This is a genomic window from Bradyrhizobium sp. Rc3b (assembly GCF_900114915.1).
Lineage (GTDB): Bacteria > Pseudomonadota > Alphaproteobacteria > Rhizobiales > Xanthobacteraceae > Bradyrhizobium.
Genome location: NZ_FOUS01000020.1, coordinates 118,466 through 139,749 on the forward strand (window position 1 = coordinate 118,466; position 21,284 = coordinate 139,749).

The following is a 21,284-nucleotide window of genomic DNA, read 5'->3' on the forward strand; positions in this document are numbered from 1 at the left end:
GCTTCCGCATGCGCTTCGGGGGCGGCGGTCTCCTGCAGCTCGGCGGCGACCACAGGCTCGGCGCCAATCGTTGCGACAGGCGCGGGCGTCTCGTCGGCGTGATCGTGGTCGTGATGATCATGCTCGCCATCGTGACCATGGTCATGATCGTGAGCGTGAAGGTGCCCGTCATCATGGGCATGATGATCGTCGTGATCATGCTCGTCATGATCATGATCGTGGTGATCGTGAGCTTCGTGCTCGCCGCGATGCTCCGCGTCGGCGTGCAGATGCTCGCCTTCGTGCAGGGCGCCCTCGGCGTGCTCCGGCAGCGCCGCGCCTTCGATCGGCTGGGCCGCGGGATCTGCGCCTTCGACGATGTCGCTGCGCACGCGCTCGCCATGACCGCGGCGGCGGGCGTTGCGGTGGCGCGAACGGCGGCGGCCGTGGGAGCGGTTCTCGCTCTCTTCCTCGGCCTCGCGATGGGCCTGTTCCTCGGCCTCGATCAGTGCCTGACGGTCGGCGACCGGGATCTGGTAGTAGTCGGGATGGATTTCGCTGAAGGCGAGGAAGCCGTGGCGGTTGCCGCCATATTCGACGAAGGCGGCCTGGAGCGAGGGTTCAACCCTTGTGACCTTGGCGAGGTAGATATTCCCACGCAGTTGCTTGCGTTGCGCGGTCTCGAAATCAAACTCTTCGACGCGATTGCCGCGGACCACGACGACCCGGGTCTCTTCCGGGTGGGTGGCATCGATCAACATCTTGTTGGGCATGTCTTAACTCTTGGCGGCGGCGGGCGCGATTCACCGTGGGCGCGAGCTGCGCTGCCGGGTGACGCGACGGTCCACCTGATTCGGGGGTGAGGGGAAGGCCGAAACGCCGTCTCTCGCGCCTTGCCGAACCGGAAGCTTCAGGACCAAGGCGGCGCGCGGGATTTTCACTCCGCAGCGTCGCGAATGATCCTTCAGAATTCGTCGGCACAGTCTGGCGCATCAAGCGTCGGCCCGTATGAAACATTGGGCGGCGAGGCCGCCCTTCAATCAGTTGCTGCTGGCCAGGCATGGCGCGAGCGCGCTCGCCTTGATGATCACGAACCGCTCCCCTGGGATCAAGGGACCGGGTTAATGGGTTACGTCGCTGTCAGAACTGTCCCGGTAACGCGAGAGGTAACCCAGGACCGTCCGCCGCCGGCGCTTGACCCGTTCCACCTCGCTGCCGCGCACCGCGCTGGCCTTAGAGGGGAACGGAAAAACGCTGGAATTCCCAAACCTTGAGAGTTCCGGCGCTGCACCGGGAGGCTGAATGCGACACAACCGGAAATATCGGCCGTCAGCATTCCGTACATACGAGGAATGAGCCATCGGTGCAAGGGAGCGTCGCACGGCGGTCACAGTCAGCGAGTTTCGCGTTTCTGTCATTAAGGATCAATTAACCCTGTGGTTCTATTGCGTTAAAAGGGCTGCTCGGAGGCACGGAATCGGTGGCGAGCCGCACAAATCAACGGGTTTTGCTGGGATGCGCACTTCTGTGCGCCGCAGCGTTGCCGTGTGCTGATTCCTCGCGCCTGAGCGCCGCGGAAAGCCAGCCGCAACCCACTGTTGCGGTAGCGAATTTTCCAGTCGCCTCCGCCGCCCGGCTGGCCGGCGACGGCAAGCAGACCCGCTTCATTCTCGACATCGACCAGACCGTTACCTTCCGTGCGGTCACGCTCGCAGACCCGTACCGGGTCGTCGTTGACGTGCCGCAGGTCAATTTTCAGCTGCCCGCGGGCACGGGGGTCGGGGGGCGCGGCCTCGTCAAGGCTTTCCGCTACGGGCTCGTCATGCCCGGCGGCTCGCGAATCGTGTTCGACCTGACGGGACCGGCCCGGATCGCCAATTCCTATGTGCTGGAGGCGGCCAACGGCCAGCCGGCCCGGCTCGTGCTGGAGCTGGAGGAGGTCGACCGGACGGCCTTCGTGCAGTCGCTCGCACCCGAGAACCGCCCCGAGCTGCGGCCCACGATCGCCGAGGCGCAGCCTGCAACGGCTCCCGCGACGACAACCCCGGACACGGCGCAGCAGAAGGCCGATGGCCGCCCGGTGGTCGTGATCGATCCCGGCCATGGCGGCATCGACAACGGCACGCAGTCGAGCGGTGAGAGCGAGAAGAACCTGGTGCTGGCCTTCGGACTGGCGCTCCGCGACAAGCTGGAGAAGGCCGGCAAATACCGTGTGGTCATGACGCGGGACGACGACACCTTCATTCCCCTCAATGACCGCACCAAGATCGCCCGGAATCTGAAGGCCGCCTTGTTCGTCTCTATTCACGCTGATGCGCTGCCCCGTGCCGAGGGCGATGCGCAGGGCGCGACCATCTATACGCTGTCCGACAAGGCGTCCGATGCCGAAGCCCAGCGACTGGCGGACGCGGAAAACCGGGCGGACGCTATCGCAGGCTTCAATCTCGCCGAGGAGCCGACCGACGTCGCCGACATCCTGATCGACCTTACGCAGCGGGAAACCCGCACCTTTTCAAACCGTTTTGCCCGTCTTCTGATGGGCGAGATGAAGTCGACGGTACGGATGCACAAGCATCCCCTGAAGTCGGCGGGTTTCCGGGTGCTGAAGGCGCCCGACGTGCCCTCGGTGCTGGTCGAGATCGGTTATGTCTCAAATAAGGGCGACCTCGAGCATTTGGTCTCCGAGGGCTGGCGGTCGCGTGCCGTGGGCTCGATGGCGCAGGCGATCGACGGGTTCTTGACCAAGCGGATGGCCACGGCGGGATCGTCAAATTGACGACCGGGGGATCGTCAAATTGACGACTGGGGGGATCGTCGCATTGAAAGGGTTTTTCCGTCCCGCCGCAAAAGCCCTAGTTTGGCCACAGCCGGCGCTTTATAAAAATGCCGCAGGGGGTTCCGGAATCGGAGAGAATCCCGCTCGGCAAGCGTCTAAAGTCCGGCACTGATGGTATTGCGTAAGCCGGTGAATTCGTGACGTGAAGATTGGCCCCTGTTTGGGTGCCAAGGGGCTGATACTGAGCTGATCCAGAGATTGAACGGATAAACACATAATGCGCTTGCTGGTGCGGTTCATGGGCTTCCTGTTCGCCGCGGGAACGGTGGTGTTCCTTGTTGGTGTCGGGGCCGTGGCAGGCCTGATCTGGCATTTCTCCAAGGACTTGCCCGACTACTCTCAGCTTCAGGATTACGAGCCGCCGGTGATGACCCGCGTGCACGCGGTCGACGGCTCGCTGCTCGGCGAGTACGCCAAGGAGCGGCGGCTGTATTTGCCGATCCAGGCGGTGCCGAAGCTCGTGATCAACGCGTTCCTCGCGGCCGAGGACAAGAATTTCTACGAGCATGGCGGCATCGACTACACCGGCATGGCGCGCGCGGGCGTGGTCTACATCCAGAATTACGGCTCGAACCGGCGTCCGCAGGGTGCCTCCACCATCACCCAGCAGGTCGCCAAGAACTTCCTTTTGACCAATGAGGTCTCCTTCGCCCGCAAGATCAAGGAAGCCTTGCTCGCGATGCGGATCGAGAAGACCTACTCGAAGGACAAGATTCTCGAGCTGTATCTGAACGAAATCTATCTCGGTCTGGGTGCCTACGGCATTGCTGCCGCCTCGCTGGTCTATTTCGACAAGTCGGTGAACGAGCTGACGGTGGCGGAAGCGTCCTATCTGGCCGCGCTGCCGAAGATGCCGGCGACGCTGCATCCGGTCCGCAACCGCGACCGCGCCATCGAGCGCCGCAACTACGTCATCGACCGTCTGGTGGAGAACGGCTGGATCAAGCAGGCCGACGCCGACAAGGCCCGCAAGGAGCCGCTGGCCGTCACCAACCGGTCCAACGGCGCCCACACCTTCGCCGGCGAATATTTTGCCGAGGAAGTCCGCCGCGACATCTTCGAGCGCTACGGCGAGAAGAAGCTGTATGAGGGCGGTCTGTCCGTCCGCACCACGCTGGATCCGAAGATCCAGGTCATGGCGCGCAAGGCCATGGTCTCGGGCCTCGTGAACTATGACGAGCAGCAGGGCTATCGCGGCGCCATGAGCAAGCTCGATATTTCGGGCGATTGGGGCGTCAAGCTCGCCGAGATCAAATCGCTGTCCGACATCTCGCCGTGGCGCATGGCGGTGGTGCTGGAGACCAGCGACCAGTCGGCGCGGATCGGCTTCCAGCCGAACCGCGAGCTTGGCGGCGCCGTGAGCAAGCAGCGCGAGACCGGCATTGTCACGGTTGACGGCGTGCGGTGGGCGCGAGCCGTGCAGGGCGGAACCAAAGGCAAGACGCCGACGGCGGTGTCGCAGGTGCTGCAGCCCGGCGACGTCATCTATGCCGATCCGCTCTACAAGGATGGCCAGCCGGTCGAGGGCCAGTACCGGTTGCGCCAGATTCCCGAAGTGTCCGGCGCAATGGTGGCGATGGATCCCTGGACCGGCCGCGTGCTCGCCATGGTCGGCGGCTTCTCGTTCGACCAGAGCCAGTTCAACCGCGCCACTCAGGCCTATCGGCAGCCAGGTTCGTCGTTCAAGCCGATCGTCTATTCGGCCGCCCTCGACAACGGCTATACACCCTCGACCGTCGTGCTCGACGCCCCCATCGAAATCGACCAGGGGCAGGGCGCCGGCGTGTGGCGGCCTGAAAACTTCTCCTCGGGCAAATTCCAGGGACCGGTGACGCTGCGCAACGCGCTGCGGCAGTCGCTCAATACCGTGACGGTGCGGCTCGCGCAGGACATCGGCATGCCCCTGATCGGCGAATATGCCCGCCGTTTCGGTGTCTATGACGAGCTGCCGAACTATCTCTCCTATGCACTGGGCGCCGGCGAGACGACGGCGATGCGTATGGTCACGGCGTACTCGATGCTCGCCAATGGCGGCCGCCGGGTGAAGCCGACGCTGATCGATCGCATCCAGGACCGCTACGGACACACCATCTTCAAGCACGACCAGCGTGAATGCCGCGGCTGCGACGCGCCGGGCGGCTGGAAGAACCAGGCCGAGCCGCAGCTGATCGATCGCCGCGAGCAGGTGCTGGACTCCATGACCGCCTATCAGATCACAGAGCTGATGGAAGGCGTGGTGCAGGCCGGTACGGCCACGGTCATCAAGGAAGTCGGCAAACCCGTCGCCGGCAAGACCGGCACCACCAACGAGGCCAAGGACGCCTGGTTCGTCGGCTTCTCGCCCGACGTCGCCGTCGCCATCTACATGGGCTACGACAAGCCGCGTCCGCTGGGTAAGGGCAATGCCGCAACCGGCGGCCATCTGGCCGCGCCCATCGCGCGCGATTTCCTCAAGCTCGCGCTCGCCGACAAGCCCGCCGTTCCGTTCAAGGTGCCGGCTGGCATCAAGCTGGTCCGCGTCGTCTCCAAGACCGGCATGCGCGCCGGCCCCGGCGAGACCGGCGGAACCATTTTGGAGGCCTTCAAGCCGGGCACGGCGCCGCCGGATAATTATTCGGTCATTGGCGTTGCCGACGCTGACGGGCGTGGCGGCGGCATGCCGGCCTCGCAGCAGCAGCAGCCGGATTCCGGCTTCTTCATGCAGCCGGGCACCGGCAGGCTGTACTGAGGCTAGAACAATAGGGACGTTATCGCGTCAGCGGTTGCGCTTTGCAGCCGCCGCCGCTACATCCCCCACTCAATTGCACGCGGGATTCCGCGAGACCAGAGAACGACATGCGCGCCGAAATCGAACGGTTGGTAGAAGAGATCAAGCAGTCAGTCGGGCTGCTGAGGAGGCATCTTTGACGTCGAGAAATCGACGGCACGCCTCGCCGAGCTGAACAAGCTCGCAGAAGATCCCAATCTCTGGAATGATCCCCAGAAAGCCCAGAAGCTGATGCAGGAGCGGACCTCGCTGGAGGATTCGCTCTCGGGCATCGGCAAGGTCGAGCAGGAGCTCGAAGACGATATCGGCATGATCGAGCTCGGCGAGGCCGAGGGCGATGCCGGCGTCGTCGCGGAAGCCGAAGCGGCTCTCAAGAATCTCAAGAAGGAAGTGGCGCGCCGCGAGCTCGAGGCGCTGCTGTCGGGCGAAGCCGACCGGTTCGATTCCTATCTCGAAGTCCACGCCGGCGCCGGCGGCACCGAGAGCCAGGACTGGGCGCAGATGCTGTTGCGCATGTACACGCGCTGGGCCGACACCCACGGCTTCAAGGTCGAGGTGCTGGAAGAGTCCGAGGGCGAAGAGGCCGGCATCAAGTCCGCGACGATCCAGGTCTCGGGCCACAACGCCTATGGCTGGCTGAAGACGGAAGCGGGCGTGCATCGCCTGGTGCGCATCTCGCCGTTCGATTCCAACGCGCGGCGGCACACCTCGTTCTCGAGCGTGCAGGTGTTCCCGGTCATCGACGACAGCATCAAGATCGACATCAAGGAAGCCGACGTCCGCGTCGACACCATGCGCTCGGGCGGCGCCGGCGGCCAGCACGTCAACAAGACCGAATCCGCGGTGCGGCTGACGCACATTCCGACCGGTGTCGCCGTGGTCTGCCAGGCCGGCCGCTCCCAGCACAAGAACCGGGCGCAGGCCTGGGACATGCTGCGCGCGCGCCTGTATGAAATCGAGTTGAAGAAGCGCGAGGAGAAGGCCGCCGCCGACCAGGCCGCCAAGACCGATATCGGCTGGGGCCATCAGATCCGCTCCTACGTTCTCCAGCCCTACCAGATGGTGAAGGATCTGCGCACGGGCGTGCAGACCTCGGACACCTCGGGCGTGCTCGGCGGCGATCTCGACGACTTCATGGCCGCGACGCTGGCGCAGCGCGCCTTCGGCACCACGGGTGCCGACATCGAGGACGTGGACTAGCCATGCCCCGCGTCGCCTTCATCGGATTGGGGCGAATGGGTCATGGCATGGCCGGGCGCTACCTCGATGCGGGCTTCACGGTGACGGTGTGGAATCGCAGCAAGGCCAAGGCTGAAGAGCTGATCGCGCGCGGCGCGCTTTGGGCGACCTCGCCCGAGGACGCCGCCATCGATGCCGACGCGGTCGTGACCATGGTGGCCGACGACGAGGCCTCGCGCGCGGTCTGGCTCGGACTGAAGGGCGCCGCGAAGACCGCCAAGGCCGGCACGATCGCGATCGAATGCTCGACCGTCTCCTATGACCACGCTCGCGAGATGGGCCGCGAGCTCAACGCGCGCGGGCTGATCTACATCGATTGCCCCGTGACGGGATTGCCGGATGCGGCAGCCGCCGGGAAACTGACGCTGCTGGTCGGCGCCGACGCCGCCGATCTCGAACGCGCGCGGCCGTATCTGACGCCGATCGGCTCGACCACCCGTCATTTCGGCGCCGTCGGCTCGGGCACCGTCTACAAGCTCATCAACAATCTCATGGGCGCGATTCAGATCGCCGGCCTCGCAGAGGGCCTCGCCATCGCCGAGCAGGCCGGGCTCGACATGAACCTCGTGCTGGAGTCGATCCAGGCGGGCGTCGCCGCAAGCCCGCAGGTGCAGCGCCACTCCAAGCGCATGGTCGCCCGCGATTTTTCCGGCGCGACCTTCACCGCCGCGCTGCGGCACAAGGATGCCGCCTACGCCGTGAGACTCGCCGAGAGCCTGCTGGCCGACAAGCCGCTGGTCTCGCGGGCCGCGGTCGAGTCCTACGCGCAGGCCAAGGCCGCGATGCCTGACGACGACGAAGGCAAGATGATCGAGCTGGTGTCGCGGCCGAAGAAGCCGTCCTAGCCGGTCGCATCCACATGGGGCAGCCTCGTTCGGAACGCGGTCTCGGCATTGCCCTCGTCGTCGCCGCTGCGATTGCGTGGAGCACGGCGCCGTTCTTCACGCGCCTTCTGCCGTTTGATCCCTGGACCATTCTATTCTGGCGCGGCCTGTTCGCCGGCAGCCTGGTCACCATGCTCCTCGTCGTGATGCAAGGCCGCGCCGGGCTGCGGCAGTTGTTAGTGCCGGGGAAGGCAGGCCTGCTCGTGGCCTCATTGTCCGCGATCGGCATGATTTCGTTCATTCCCGCGCTGCAGATGACCGACGTCATGAACGTGGCGGTGCTGATCGCAACACAGCCGTTCGTCGCGGCCGCGCTGGCTTGGCTGTGGCTCAATGAGGCCGCGACATGGCGCACGCTGATCGCGAGCCTGATTGCCTTTGCCGGCGTGGTGATCACGGTCGGCGGTGTGCAAGCCGGTGCCGATCTCGGTGGCATCGCGCTCAGTTGCCTGATGGTGCTCGCCATCTCCACCATGACGGTGGTGGTCCGGCGCCATCGCGAGACGTCGATGGTGGCGGCAGCCGCACTGTCGAATTTCATCGGAAGCCTCGTCAGCCTTCCATTTGCGCGCGACATCGCCCATGTCGGCGGCCATGGCCTTTTGATCCTTGCGATGTTCGGCTGCCTCCAGGTCGCGCTCGGCCTGACCTTCTACATGCTCGGCTCGCGACTGCTGCCGTCGGGGCAGGCCTCCCTGATCGCGACGCTGGAAACGCCGCTGATGCCGTTCTGGATCTGGGTTGCCTTCCGCGAGATACCGGCCGTCCACGCGCTCATTGGCGGCGCGTTGGTGATTGGGGCGGTAGTTGCGGATATCGCGGGCGATCGCCGGTCACGGGGATGATCTCGAGCAATTTTGTCGGAAACCGGGTGGCGGGATTTTCCGCGTTGTCCTAGGCGAGCAGCCGCGCCGAGGTGAAACGCATGCCCCCAACCGACAACAGGATCGACGCGCGCGACTGGTCGCTGCTCGCGGTGCTCTCCGTTCTCTGGGGCGGCTCGTTCTTCTTCAACGGCGCGGCCTTGCGGGAATTGCCGCCGCTGACGCTGGTGTTCTTGCGCGTCGCGCTCGGCGCGGCCATGCTGCTGCCGCTGCTGCGCATGCAGGGGATCAGCTTTCCCAGAGGCACGACGGGCTGGAAGCCGTTCGTCGCGATCGGGCTGCTCAACAATGCCATCCCGTTCTCGCTGATCGTGATCGGCCAAACCTTCATCCCGAGCGGTCTGGCATCGATCCTGAACGCGACCACGCCATTGTTCACGGTGCTCGTGATGGCGGCGGCAGGCGAAGAGGCCTTGCACATCCGCCGCGTGGCCGGCGTAGCGCTGGGCCTTGTCGGCGTCATCATCCTGCGCGGATGGGGCCTCGAGACAAGACCGGGGCAGGGGCTCGGCATCCTGCTCTGCCTGGGCGGCGCCCTCAGCTACGGCTTTGCGGCGTTGGCAGCGCGGCGAATGCTGAAGGACTCCCCGCCGCTGGGCACGGCGACGTTTCAGCTGATGGCATCGACGGTGATGATGGCAATCATCGCTGGCGTGGTGGAGCAGCCATGGCGCCTCGCAGTGCCAGGTGTCGCGACATGGTCCGCGGTGCTTGGCCTTGCGGCCCTGTCGACGGCGCTCGCCTACATCGTCTTCTTTCAGATCATACGGCGCTCCGGTGCGACCAATGTCATGCTGGTGACGCTGCTCATTCCCGTCACCGCCATCCTGCTGGGATGGCTGGTGCTGGGGGAGCCGATCTCGATGCGCGAGATCGCAGGCGCCATCGTCATTGGCAGCGCGCTGCTCGTGATCGACGGACGCATTTTGAACCTGCTGCGGCGCAGCGAGTAAATTCCGGATTCGCGGTTTCATCTCGCGGAAAATCGAAGCGCTTGCCAGCCGCCAACGGCCTTGCGACACTCCCTGCAAAACAAGACTACAAAACAGGGGAGAGACCGATGCCGGGTCGTCGCAAAAACCTTGCTGCCCTCGCCATGCTTGCTGCCGGAGTGCTCATCACGACACCGGTCTCGGCGCAGAAAAAATACGACCCCGGCGCCAGCGACACCGAAATCAAGGTCGGCAACATCATGCCCTATAGCGGGCCGGCGTCGTCCTACGGTGTGATTGGCAAGACCGAGGCCGCCTTCTTCAGGATGATCAACGATCAGGGCGGCATCAACGGGCGCAAGATCAACTTCATCAGCTATGACGACGCTTATTCGCCGCCGAAGGCGATCGAGCAGGCGCGCAAGCTGGTCGAGAGCGACGAGGTGCTGTTGATCTTCCAGCCGCTCGGCACGCCCTCGAATTCCGCGATCATGAAGTACATGAACGCCAAGAAGGTGCCGCAGCTGTTCGTCGCGTCCGGCGGCACCAAGTTCGGCGACCCCAAGAACTTCCCGTGGACCATGGGCTTCCAGCCCAACTACCAGAGCGAAGGACGCATCTACGCCAAGTACATTCGCGATCATTTCCCGAGCAGCAAGATCGCCGTCTTCTGGCAGAATGACGACGCCGGCAAGGACCAGTTCAAGGGTTTGAAGGACGGTCTCGGCGACAAGGCCAATATGATCATCGCCGACAAGTCCTACGAGGTCAGCGATCCCTCGATCGACTCGCAGATCGTCGCCCTGCACGATTCCGGTGCGGACATCTTCTTCTCATGGGCCGCGCCGAAAGGCTCGGCGCAGGCGATCCGGAAGGTCGGCGAGCTCGGCTGGAAGCCAAAATTCTTCCTGGCCAACACCGCGACCTCCGTCGCCTCGGTACTCAAGCCGGCCGGGCTCGACTACTCCAAGGACATCATCTCGACCATCTATCTGAAAGATCCGACCGACCCGGCCTGGGACAAGGATCCGGCCGTGGTGAAATGGCGGGAGTTCATGGACAAATATTACCCCGATGGCGACAAGACCAATTCCAACAACGTCTACGGTTATGTCCAAGCCGAGGCGATGGCGCAGGTGCTGAAGCAATGCGGCGATAATCTCACCCGCGAAAACGTCATGAAGCAGGCGGCAAACCTGAAGGACTATCACACCGACCTGATGCTGCCGGGCATCATGGTCAACACCTCACCGGACGATTATTTCCCGATCGAGCAGATGCAGCTGATGCGCTTCAACGGGCAAGCCTGGGAGCTGTTCGGCGACGTCATCACCGGCGAGGTCGGCCACGAGCGCAGCCAGTGATGATGTACAGTCGCCTTTTGTCGCGGGCTTAACCCGCGCTGAGACGCACGCCGGCGCGGAGGAACTTCTGCGGATCGACCGCTTCGCCCTCGATGCGGGTCTCGTAGTGCAGATGCGGACCGGTGGAGCGACCGGTCGACCCGACCAGACCGACGACCTGGCCGATCTTCACGGTCTCGCCGACCCTGACGTTGATCTCGGAGAGATGGCCATAGCGGGTCGAAAGTCCGTTGCCGTGGTCGACCTCGACCATGCGGCCGTAACCGCCGGACCAGCCGGCCGACACCACCTTGCCGTTGGCGGTGACGCGAACCGGATCGCCGGTGGCAGCGCGGAAATCGAGCCCGGTATGCATTGCGGGCCGGCCGAGGAAGGGATCGCTGCGGACGCCGAAGCCGGAGGTGAACTCGACCTCGCCGATGACGGGCTTGCGGTAGGGCACTAGCGCCAGCGTGCGGTTGAGACGGTCCATCTCGGCGCGCGTGGTGTTGATGCGGTAGAGCTGCTTCTCGAACGGTCCGGCGTTGGCCGTCAGTTTGACCGGCACGAAAGGACCACCCATCGCGCTGCGCGGCACGGCGGATTCGAGATTGGCGAGATTCAGGCCGAGATCGCTGACGACGCCGCGCATCCGGCGCATCCGTGAATCCATGCCTTCCTCGACGGCGCTGAGCGCCGCCATCTGGCGCCGTTCAACCTGGTCGAGCGAGGTCGTGAGCCGGACCAGGACGTTGTCGAAACCCTGGTTCTTGGCGAATTGGCTGGTCGGGGCCGCTGCGACAGTGGGGGCGCGCGATTCCAGGCGGGCCTCACGGTCCGGAGGCGCCACGAAAATCACGGTGTCGCTGATCGGCGAGGGTTTAGGCGTGCTCTGGCTCGAATCGCCGCGCTGGGGCGTCGCACGCGGAATCGAGCCGGTTACATCAGGCATGGCTCCGAGCGCCGTCGCCCGGGACTCCAGCGCCGTCTGGCGCTTCATGATCTGGTCGAGTTTCTGGTCGAACTGTTCCTGGTCGAGCAACTGGCGGCTGGTGGTGCGGTCGACCTTGGCGCGCAGCTCGGCGATGCGGTCCTCATAGGCGTATTGCATCTCGGCCTGGCGGGCGATCAACCGGGTCAGGACGTCGTCACGGAAAGCGAAATAGGTAGCGGTTGCCGCCGACCAGAGACCGAGCAGCACCACCGTGCCAACCACGATCCAGAACACCACGGGCCCGAAGCGAACCTGCTTGCCGGCATGGACGATGGTGTAGGCGTCGTCGGTCGCGGGAAGGGGAATCGCTGCGGTTGCCGCGGGGGCAGGACGGCGTTGGGAGGCCCGTCCGCGGTCGTGAGGATGATGTTGGGCGTACTGCGAGTATTGGGCAGAACTTTTCGACATCGGCACTCCCGCGCCGGTCGGATGAGTCCGTACGGCCTAATTGCCGCAGCAATCTGGGCGGTCATGGTTAATTTTCCGGAAACGGGAACGCGCGAATTTAAAGGACTGGTTAAAGACTTCTTGCCGCTTCCAGCACCTCGTCGGCATGACCGTCGACCCGGACATTGCGCCAGATCCTGGCCAGTTTGCCATCGGCCCCGACCAGTATCGTGGTGCGAAGAATCCCAAGGAAGCTCTTGCCATACATGGACTTTTCGCCCCAGGCGCCATAGGCTTCCAGCATCTGGTGCGTCTCATCCGAGATCAGGGGGATACCGAGCTTGTGCTTGTCGCGAAACTTCTCCTGAGCCTTTAACGGATCGGCGGAGACGCCGAGCACGGCAGTGTCGGCAGCCGCGAAGGCACCGGCGAGGCGAGTGAAGTCGATCGCCTCCCGGGTGCACCCCGGGGTGTCGGCGCGGGGGTAGAAGAACAGGACGAGCTTTCGGCCGGCATAGTCCGCCAATGTGACGACCTCGCCGCCGTCGCGGGGCAGGCGGAAGGCGGGGGCCTTCTGGCCCTCGGTCAGGCCCGACTTCGCCTTGGCGGGCGGAGACACCGATTTGGAGGAATTTAACTGTTTCGATGCGGCCGTATGTGATCCTGCTTTTGCTAAGGTCCCGGTTGATTTGCTCGCCGGTGTCCGCGGCGTTTTCGCGGACTTTGTCGGAGTAGAGGCCCGCGTTTTCGGGGCCTGCTTTTTAGCCGTCGGACTGCCGGAGGGCGTTTTGGACGATTTCGTTCGGGATTTCTTGGACATACGCCTTCCTTTCGACGCTTTCGGCGGGTCAACCGAAACGGTATTGCAGCTCTCGTCCGGTGTGCCGGAATCGCGCCCTCGGCTGGGCAAGTCTGGCGGCGCCGGAGTATGGTTACAAGGAATTCCACGCACCACCCCACTGCTCGTTGAACGCGCTCCCGGGGCGAAATGACGAACAGCAGGAATATTCGAGGTATGGCGGCAATGCCGGCGCAGGGAGCTTCGCTTCCCGCGGACGGCTGCGGTCCCGGCGGCGCTCAATCCTATGACGGGCGCCTGTATCGAGAGGCAATGGCAAGGAATAAGTCGCCCCAGGATTACAATCGGGACTTCGATCGGCGCGGCGTTCAGCAACAGCCGCAGGAATGGGACGACGCCGATTGGGATCCGGATCAGGAGGCGGCCGCGGGCCATCGCGCGCGCCGGCTGCTGTCGCGTTCCAATTCGGGCTTTCATCGCTTCGGTGACGGGTTTGGGGCGCTACGCCGCTGGCTGGCTGCCGATCGCTGGCTAAAGCGCGTCGTCCTTGTCGTCGGGACTCTCGCCGTCATCTTCATCGGCTGCTTCGGCGCGCTGTGGTGGCGGCTCGGTGCCGGCCCCATCAATCTCGACATTGCAACGCCATGGCTGGCGGCCGCGATCGAAGACAATATCGGTCACGGCAACACGGTTGAGATCGGAGGCACACAGATCGAGCGCGCCGGCCGGGTCCGCATCGCCGTCCGCATCCGAGACATCATCGTCCGCGATCGCGATCACGCCATCGTTGCCAGCGCGCCGAAGGCTGAAGTGAAGCTATCGGGTGCGGGCCTCTTGATGGGTCACCTGCGCGCCGAGAGTCTCAATCTGGTCGATGCTGAACTCGCGATCCGCATCGCGCCCGACGGTACCGTCACCGTGTCCGCCGGCGATACCGCAAAGCCGCTGGCAACCGGCGTCGCCTCGAAGAAGGACGCGGGTCTGCCGCCGACATTCCCGCGCAACGGTGTCCCGCCGCCGCCATTCGCCACGGGGCCCGCGAGCCAGGATCCATCCCAAGCCGCCTCTCAAGGCCCGCCTCAGGCGACGGCACAAAGCGGCATCCTTCAGGGCCTCGACTGGCTCGACAGTCTGAGCATGACCGGCCTCGACGGCCAGAATCTCAACGAGATCGGCCTGAAGAACGGCAATCTGATCGTCGACGATCAGCAGCGCGGCAGCAAATGGTCGTTTGAGAACATCACGCTCAGCCTGCGTCGGCCGAGCCGGGGTGGCGTCACGCTCAGCCTGGGCGAAGAGGGCGCGCGTCCGTGGATGCTGCGCGCCACGATCGGGCCTGCCGAGAACGGCGTGCGCTCGGTCGACATCAAGGCCGACAAGGTCTCGACCTCCAACATCCTCCTGGCACTGCGGGTCAAGGATCTCACCTACACCGCCGACCTGCCGCTGACGGGCGAGCTCAAGGGCGAACTCGGCCGCGATGGCGTGCCGACCTTCTTCCGCGGCAAGATGGCGGTCGGCGCCGGCAATATCATCGACACCGACACGCCGGACTATCCGATGGCGATCGACCAGGCCGAGATCAACGTCGAGTGGGACGCCAATCGGCGGGTGCTGGTGGCACCGTTCAAGGTCCTGTCGGGCGCGAACCGCCTGACGCTTCTGGCTCATCTGGAGCCGCCCAACGGCACCATCAATGACTGGCAGCTCGGCTTCAGCGGCGGTTCGATCCTGCTCGGCGGCATCGACAACGAGCCGCCGCTCGTCTTCAACCGCATCGCGATCGGCTTCCGCTTCGACACCGACCACAAGCGCCTCTTGCTGACGCAGGCCGACATCAGCAATGGCGAGATCGGTGTCGCCGGCACGGGTGCGATCGACTATTCCGGCGAGCCGCGGCTGACGCTGGGCTTTGCGGGAACGCCGATGTCGGCCTCCGCGCTGAAGCGGATGTGGCCGACGCTGGTCGTTCCCGAGTTGCGCGAATGGGTGATCGAGCGGATCGAGCGCGGTACGCTCCAGCGCATCGAGATCGGCGTCAATTCGCCGACGAAGAACCTTCCGCGCAAGGGCCCGCCGATTCCCGACGACGGCCTCTCGGTCAACATCGTCGCGAGCGGCGTCGCGGTCCGTCCCGTGGACGGCATGCCCGTTGTGCACGATGCCGATCTGAAGGCGCGCGTGACCGGCCGCACCGCGACCGTGACCATCGGGCAGGGCATTGCCGATACGCCCGCCGGCCGTAAGGTCACGATTTCCGATTTCGTCTTCGAGGTGCCGGATATGGCGCCCAAGCCGTCGCCGTCGCGGACCAGGTTCCGCGTCGACGGACCCGTGCCTGCGGCGGCCGAGATGCTCTCGAATGATCGCCTGAGTGATCTGTCATCGACCGTCGTCGATCCCAACACCAGCAAGGGGACGTTCACGGCGAACATCCAGCTCGGCCTGCCGGTCAAGGGCGAGCTGACCAAGGCGGACACGACCTACGCCGTCACCGCCGATCTCAACGGTTTTGCCGCCGACAAGCTGGTGATGAACCAGAAGCTGGAGGCCAACAGCCTCAAGATCGTCGCGAGCAACACGGGTTATCAGGTCAAGGGCGACGTCAAGATCAACGGGCAGGCGGCGTCGCTCGACTATCGCAAGCCCGCCGAGGGCGACGCGGATGTCAGGTTGCAGGCGACGCTGGACGATGCGAGCCGGGCGCGCCTGGGATTCGATCTCAGCCCCGCCGTCAGCGGATCGTTGCCGATCAAGCTGTCGGGCAAGATCGCCGGCGGCCCCGATCAGACGACGAAGCTCGGCGTCGAGGCCGACCTGACCTCGGTGAAGCTCGACAATATCCTGCCCGGCTGGGTCAAGCTGCCGGGCAAGTCGGGCAAGGCCAGCTTCAAGGTCGTGCCGACCGCGCAATCGACGCGTCTGGAAGACATCGTCATCGAAGGCGGTGGCGCCTCGATCAAGGGCTCGCTCGAGGTCGACGCGAACGGCGATCTCATGAACGCGAACTTCCCGACCTATTCGCCGTCCGATGGCGACAAGGCGTCGCTGAAGGTGGAGCGCAGCCAGGATGGCGTCATCAAGGGCACGATGCGCGGCGACGTGTTTGACGGTCGCGGCTTCCTGAAGTCGGCGATCTCCGGCAATTCCAAGGACGACAAGAACAAGATGAAGAACGTCGATTTCGACATCGACGTGAAGCTCGGTGCCGTCGCCGGTTTCAACGGCGAGGCGATGCGCAGTGTCGATGCCAAGATGTCGAAACGCAATGGTGCCATCAAGGCGTTCACGCTGAGCGGCAAGGTCGGCAAGGACACGCCGGTGGCGGCTGACCTGCGCGGCGGCCGTGCGCAAGGCAACCGCGAGGTGATCTACCTCCAGACCAACGATGCCGGCGCGCTGCTGCGGTTCACCGACACCTACACCAAGGCGGTCGGCGGCCAGATGGTGGTGGCGATGGAGCCGCCGACATCCGAGCCGAACACCTCGCGCGAGGGCCTCATCAACGTCCGCGACTTCACGGTGAAGGGCGAGGCGCAGCTCGAACGCGTCGCCGCTGGCGCGCCCAACGGCACCGGCAACGGCGTCTCGTTCAGTGCGCTCCGCGCCGAGTTCACGCGGCAGAACGGTGCGCTGACGGTCCGCGACGGCGTGGTCAAGGGTCCCATGATCGGCGCCACCATCGAGGGCTCGATCGACTATCCCGGCAACCAGGTCTGCATGAGCGGCACCTTCGTGCCGATGTATGGCGTCAACAACATCTTCGGCCAGATCCCGTTGTTCGGCATCTTCCTCGGCGGCGGCAACAATGAAGGGCTGATCGGCGTGACCTATGAGGTCGTCGGCACGCCGGCCGCGCCCGTGATGCGCGTCAATCCGATCTCGGCGATGGCCCCCGGCCTGTTCCGCAAGATCTTCGAGTTCAACACCGGCAAGCAGAACTCGCCGTTCGAGGAATTCCCCTCGCAGTCGAACGACGGTTCGACCGGCTCGACGCGCCAGCTCTCGAGCGGCTGCAGCCTGACGCGACGGTAACCACCCATAGTCCCAAGTGCCCGTCATGCCCGGGCTTGTCCCGCCTGCGCGGCCGGAGCGGCTTCGGCTCGGCGAAGGCCGGGCATCCACATTCTTCGTCGCGGCCAAAAACGTAGATGGCCGGGACAAGCCCGGCCATGACGAATGTGGCGACGCTCTCGCGCCAAATGTCTTGATTCTGGAGTGACGCGTTAGGCGGCGCGCACGCCGGCGAGGAATGTCCCGACTTCGCCGGAGAGCTGCTCGGCCTGCTTGGACAGGTTCGAGGCGGCGGCGAGCACCATGCCGGCGGCGTTGCCGGTCTCGTTCGCGGCGGTCGAGACGCCGCCGATATTGGTGGTGACTTCCTTGGTGGCTTCCGCGGTCTGCGAGACGCTGCGGGCGATCTCGGCGGTGGCGGCGCCTTGCTCCTCGATGGCAGCCCCGATCGAGGTGGCGATGCGGCTGACCTCCTCGATGGTGGCGGTGATGCCGCCGATGGCGTCCACGGCCTCCTTGGTCGCGCCCTGAATCTGCGCGATCTTGTCGCCGATCTCGCGGGTGGCTTCGGCAGTCTGGCTCGCCAGCGACTTCACCTCGGAAGCGACGACGGCAAAGCCGCGGCCGGCTTCACCGGCGCGCGCGGCCTCGATGGTGGCGTTGAGTGCGAGCAGGTTGGTCTGCGCGGCAATGCTGGAGATCAGCTCGGCGACGTGCTCGATCTGCTGGGCGCCGTCCGAGAGCGCACGCACGATGGTGTCGGTGCGGCGCGCGCTGTCGACCGCGCGGCCCGTGACTTCTGCGGACTGAGCGACCTGGCGGCTGATCTCGGTGATGGAGGAGGAGAGCTCCTCGGCGGCAGCCGCGACGGTCTGGACGCGCTGGCTCGCCTCGGTGGCGGCCGTGCCGACCACGGCGGCGCGGCGGTTGGTGCCTTCGGCCGTGGATGACATCGACTTGGCGGTGGTCTCGAGCTCGCCGGAGCCGGAGGCCATCAGGCCGACGAGCTGACCGACGGAGGCATCGAAGCGATCGGCGAGGGCGATCAGGGCGTCGCGCTTCTCCTGCTCGCTGCGGGTCTTGGTGGCGACCTGCTCGGCTTCCAGGTTACGCGCCGTCAGCGCGGTCTGACGCAGGACTTCAAGCGTCTCGGCCATGCGGCCGATCTCGTCGCCGCGGTCGGTCTCCTCGACCGGCTTGTCGATGGCGCCCTCCGAAATCTCCTGCATGCGGTTCTTCTGGCGGTCGAGTGCGCCGAGCACGTCGCGGGCGATCAGCCAGGACAGCGTCGCCATCAGCATCATCAGGCCGATGCCGATCGCGGCAAGCTCCAGCGTCAGGGCGCGCACGTCGGCGTCGATGTCGTCGACATAGAGACCGTAGCTGATGGTCGCGTTCCAGGGCGCGAATTTGCGCGCGAAGACGGTCTTGCGCACGGGCTCGGTCTGGCCGGGGCGGGGGTAGAGATAGGAGGTCACTCCGCCCTGTGCGGTCTCGCCGCCGGCCTTGATGATGGCGTCGGCGATCAAGACGCCGTTAGAGTCCTTGGCCCCAGTGATCTTGCCTTCCAGCTGCTGGTTGGCGCCGTTCACCAGGATGGAGGTGTCGGGGTTGTAGACAACGGGGTAGCCCTGGTTGCCGTTGAAGTTCATGCGGCGGCCACGCTGGTGGAACTGGGCCTTGGCGTCGGCCGGCGTCAGCTTGCCGGCGGCAACCTCTTCCTGAAGCGATTGCGCGTAGTTGTAGAGCAGCTCTACCGCAGTCCGCATCTGCTGGACGCGATCCTCCATCATGCGACTCTTGCTGAGGACGGACGATACGCCGATGATGGCCGTGACTGTGAGAGCTGAAAGACAGACCATGCTGGCGAGCTTGGTCCGGATCTTGAGATGACTCATCAGCTTCATCGCGGCCTCGAAAGAAATGGTTGTTATTGCTCGCGTCGGTAGCATGAAGTTCTTACCAATCATGAATGGACGCGTGCGACGTGCTGCCGCGCGCGCAGCGTCCGCAGCCGGATGCGCAAGCATGCAGGCGGAATCGCGCTGTGCCAGTGCGTGGCGCGTCAGGTCGTCGAGACAGATGATGTCGGAATTTGGTGGTGACCGAGCCGGGCCGGAGCGGCAATGAACCGATTCGTTCACCGCATCGTCATGGCCGTGCTGCTCTTGGCTGCCCTGGTTCTGATCTGGAACGTGCTGGGCGCGCGCTGAGTCGGCACCGGCAGATCCGCCGGTGCCGACTTGCTTTCAGGTTAACTAGCGAGCGCCTCAGCGCCGTGCGTAGGCGTCGCCCGCCGCGTCGCTCTCCTTGCCCAGCAGCGCATCGACGCTGACCGAACCGCCGCCGGCGGCCGCGAGGTAGAGGCAGGCGAAGCAGAACAGGATTGCTGCGGTGCCGCCATTGAGCAGCGGCAGGAACACAGGCGCTTCGCCTTTGAGCATGTGGCCCATGAAGTAAGCGAAGGCCATTTCGCCCGAGAGAATGAAAGCGGTGAGGCGGGTGAACAAGCCGAGCATCAGAAGCGCGCCGAGCACGAGCTCGAGCGCACCGGCCGTCCAGATCAGCGGCGGGATGTTGGCGAAGTAGGGGAGCACCGGAAACTTGAAGATCTTTGCGATGCCGTACTGGAACAGCAGCAATCCGGTGACGAAGCGGAACAGGCTCAAGAGAACCGGTTGAAAGCGAGTGAGATACGGAAAGTTCATTGGTTTGTGCCCTCCATCCAATGCTGCGACTTGGACCGCATTCGGTTTCGCCCTGCAAGCCGTGCACACTCGATTCGTCCTGACATTTTCGTCATGTCGGACAAAACACCGCAGGCCAGGATTTCAGCCCGGTACGACCGCACTTTTTGCGCGTGTTCCCCGTCGCACCCATCCGTAATTTGCCGGTGACGCGGATGCGCGCAAGTTACCTCCAGGAAACTTACCGCCGCAAGGCGGGCACGATCAGGAACGGGATCATCCCGAGCACCACGCTCGCAAGTGCGAAAGCAAGCAGCGCGTTATACCCGTGGGTCGCGTCATGGATCAGGCCGCCGCTCCAGGAGCCGAACGCCGAGCCGAGTCCACTGCCGATCGAGATGGTGCCGTAGATGGTGCCGACCCGCTTGCCCTGGAAAATCCTCATCGCCGTGGCGCTGATCAGCGGGCCGCGCGAGCCCATCATGCTGCCGAAGCAGACGACGAAACCGGTGAGCAGCAGGATGTTCGGAGAATACTGCAACAGCCACAGCAGGACGATGCCGAGGATCGAGATCGCGTAGCTCAGCAGCACCGACGGCCGGCGCCCGATCAGGCCGTCGAGCGCGGACACGCCGAGCATGCCGAACACAAGCACGACGCCGGAGAAACCCCAGGCGGTCGCAGCCTGCAGCGGCGGAAAGCCGGCGTCGATCAGATAGGCCACGATCTGCGCGGCAATTGAGTACATGCCGACGGCAGTGAAGAAGAAGGTCCAGAACAGCGCCCAGAAGGCGTGATGGCGCATGGCACGAAGGAGGGTCCAGCCATTGTCGACGAAATCAGGATCGGTCCTCTTCACGACATGCGGCGAGCCCGCAGCGAACAGCCGCCACGGCAGCAGCATCAGCGGGAGCAACAGGCCGAGTGCCGTAAAGCCGAACAGCTGGTAGGTGTCGCGCCAGCCGACGTGATCGATCAGGAGCTGCGAGGCCGGCAGCAGCGCCAGCACGCCGCCGCCCATCGCCGAATACACCACCGACATTGCAGTCGGCAGGCGGGGTCCGAACCAGCGGCCGAGCAGGATCGAGTTCGGCACGATGCCGATGAAGGCAACGCCGATGCCGACGCAGAGGCCGATCGAGAGTTGGAACTGCCAGAGATGTTGCGCGTGGGCTGCGACCAGGAACGCCGCGCCCAGCAGCAACAGCCCGAGCGCATAGACGATGCGTGGTCCGGAATGGTCGAACAGGCGTCCGACGAAGGGCGCAGTGAGACCGCTCGCGAGCCAGGTCAGTGAATAGACCGAGACGATCTGCGCGCGGTCCCAGCCAAAACTTTCCGAAATCGGTTTCAGGAACACCGTAAAGCTGTCGCCGAGCCCGCGGCCGAGCACGGCCAGCGTGAAGCACAGCGCGAGCACGACGAGCGCGGTGCGAACAGCGTCCCGCTGATCGCTCGCGACGTTCTCCCTGGGCGTGTTCTGATCCATTGCCTGTCAGGGAGCGCGCATCCGTGCGCCCTGACAAGCAGCGAAAAGCT

General features: G+C 64.8%; 14 protein-coding genes. 9 read left to right on the forward strand and 5 right to left on the reverse strand.

Translation table 11 applies throughout. From position 1 onward, the window contains the following. The first annotated feature begins 8 nt into the window (after positions 1-8). The 8 genes from BM190_RS41665 (at position 9) to BM190_RS34925 (ending at position 10,885) form a co-directional block, all read left to right on the forward strand. Entirely contained in the window at positions 9-842 is an 834-nt protein-coding gene (locus BM190_RS41665) for a hypothetical protein (RefSeq protein ID WP_283806138.1), read from the forward strand. A 617-nt stretch (positions 843-1,459) separates the two neighbouring features. After that, positions 1,460-2,755 carry an N-acetylmuramoyl-L-alanine amidase gene (locus tag BM190_RS34895; protein ID WP_092262052.1) on the forward strand — a complete coding sequence of 432 codons (1,296 nt, stop codon included), beginning with the start codon at positions 1,460-1,462 and terminating at the stop codon, positions 2,753-2,755. Positions 2,756-3,032: 277 nt separating this feature from the next. After that, complete coding sequence (locus BM190_RS34900) at positions 3,033-5,543, forward strand: penicillin-binding protein 1A (protein ID WP_018323014.1); 2,511 nt, start codon at positions 3,033-3,035, stop codon at positions 5,541-5,543. 107 nt (positions 5,544-5,650) lie between these two features. Then, positions 5,651-6,782, forward strand: a protein-coding gene (gene prfB / locus BM190_RS34905) for a peptide chain release factor 2 (protein WP_099091752.1) whose coding sequence is annotated in 2 segments (ribosomal slippage) — positions 5,651-5,719 and positions 5,721-6,782 — 1,131 coding nt in all. Because the reading frame shifts where the segments join, the coding sequence is not laid out codon by codon here. Positions 6,783-6,784: 2 nt separating this feature from the next. Then, on the forward strand, positions 6,785-7,666 hold the full coding sequence (locus BM190_RS34910) for an NAD(P)-dependent oxidoreductase (RefSeq protein ID WP_092262053.1): 882 nt from the start codon (positions 6,785-6,787) through the stop codon (positions 7,664-7,666). A 14-nt stretch (positions 7,667-7,680) separates the two neighbouring features. Continuing rightward, complete coding sequence (locus BM190_RS34915) at positions 7,681-8,550, forward strand: DMT family transporter (RefSeq protein ID WP_092262054.1); 870 nt, start codon at positions 7,681-7,683, stop codon at positions 8,548-8,550. Between the two features lie 80 nt (positions 8,551-8,630). After that, positions 8,631-9,542 carry a DMT family transporter gene (locus BM190_RS34920; protein WP_092262076.1) on the forward strand — a complete coding sequence of 304 codons (912 nt, stop codon included), beginning with the start codon at positions 8,631-8,633 and terminating at the stop codon, positions 9,540-9,542. A gap of 107 nt (positions 9,543-9,649) precedes the next feature. After that, positions 9,650-10,885 (forward strand): ABC transporter substrate-binding protein, encoded by a 1,236-nt coding sequence (locus BM190_RS34925; protein WP_092262055.1) that lies wholly within the window; start codon positions 9,650-9,652, stop codon positions 10,883-10,885. A 28-nt stretch (positions 10,886-10,913) separates the two neighbouring features. On the opposite strand, the gene BM190_RS34930 is transcribed toward BM190_RS34925, so the two are convergent. Then, the gene (locus tag BM190_RS34930; RefSeq protein WP_177237476.1) at positions 10,914-12,266 is read right to left on the reverse strand and encodes a M23 family metallopeptidase; all 1,353 of its coding nucleotides are present in this window, start codon (positions 12,264-12,266) and stop codon (positions 10,914-10,916) included. Between the two features lie 109 nt (positions 12,267-12,375). Continuing rightward, a complete protein-coding gene (locus BM190_RS34935; RefSeq protein WP_092262057.1) occupies positions 12,376-13,065 on the reverse strand; it encodes a peroxiredoxin family protein in 690 nt (229 codons plus the stop codon). Positions 13,066-13,269: 204 nt separating this feature from the next. On the opposite strand from BM190_RS34935, the gene BM190_RS34940 reads away from it, so the two are divergent. Continuing rightward, positions 13,270-17,079 (forward strand): YhdP family protein, encoded by a 3,810-nt coding sequence (locus BM190_RS34940; RefSeq protein ID WP_177237479.1) that lies wholly within the window; start codon positions 13,270-13,272, stop codon positions 17,077-17,079. 191 nt (positions 17,080-17,270) lie between these two features. Here BM190_RS34940 and BM190_RS34945 read toward each other — a convergent pair whose 3' ends face one another. From BM190_RS34945 to BM190_RS34955, 3 genes are all read right to left on the reverse strand, one after another. Beyond that, a complete protein-coding gene (locus BM190_RS34945) occupies positions 17,271-18,965 on the reverse strand; it encodes a methyl-accepting chemotaxis protein (RefSeq protein ID WP_092262059.1) in 1,695 nt (564 codons plus the stop codon). A gap of 363 nt (positions 18,966-19,328) precedes the next feature. Further along, positions 19,329-19,766 (reverse strand): DoxX family protein, encoded by a 438-nt coding sequence (locus BM190_RS34950; protein ID WP_092262060.1) that lies wholly within the window; start codon positions 19,764-19,766, stop codon positions 19,329-19,331. A gap of 220 nt (positions 19,767-19,986) precedes the next feature. Continuing rightward, a complete protein-coding gene (locus tag BM190_RS34955) occupies positions 19,987-21,234 on the reverse strand; it encodes an MFS transporter (protein WP_018323025.1) in 1,248 nt (415 codons plus the stop codon). Positions 21,235-21,284: the final 50 nt, after the last annotated feature.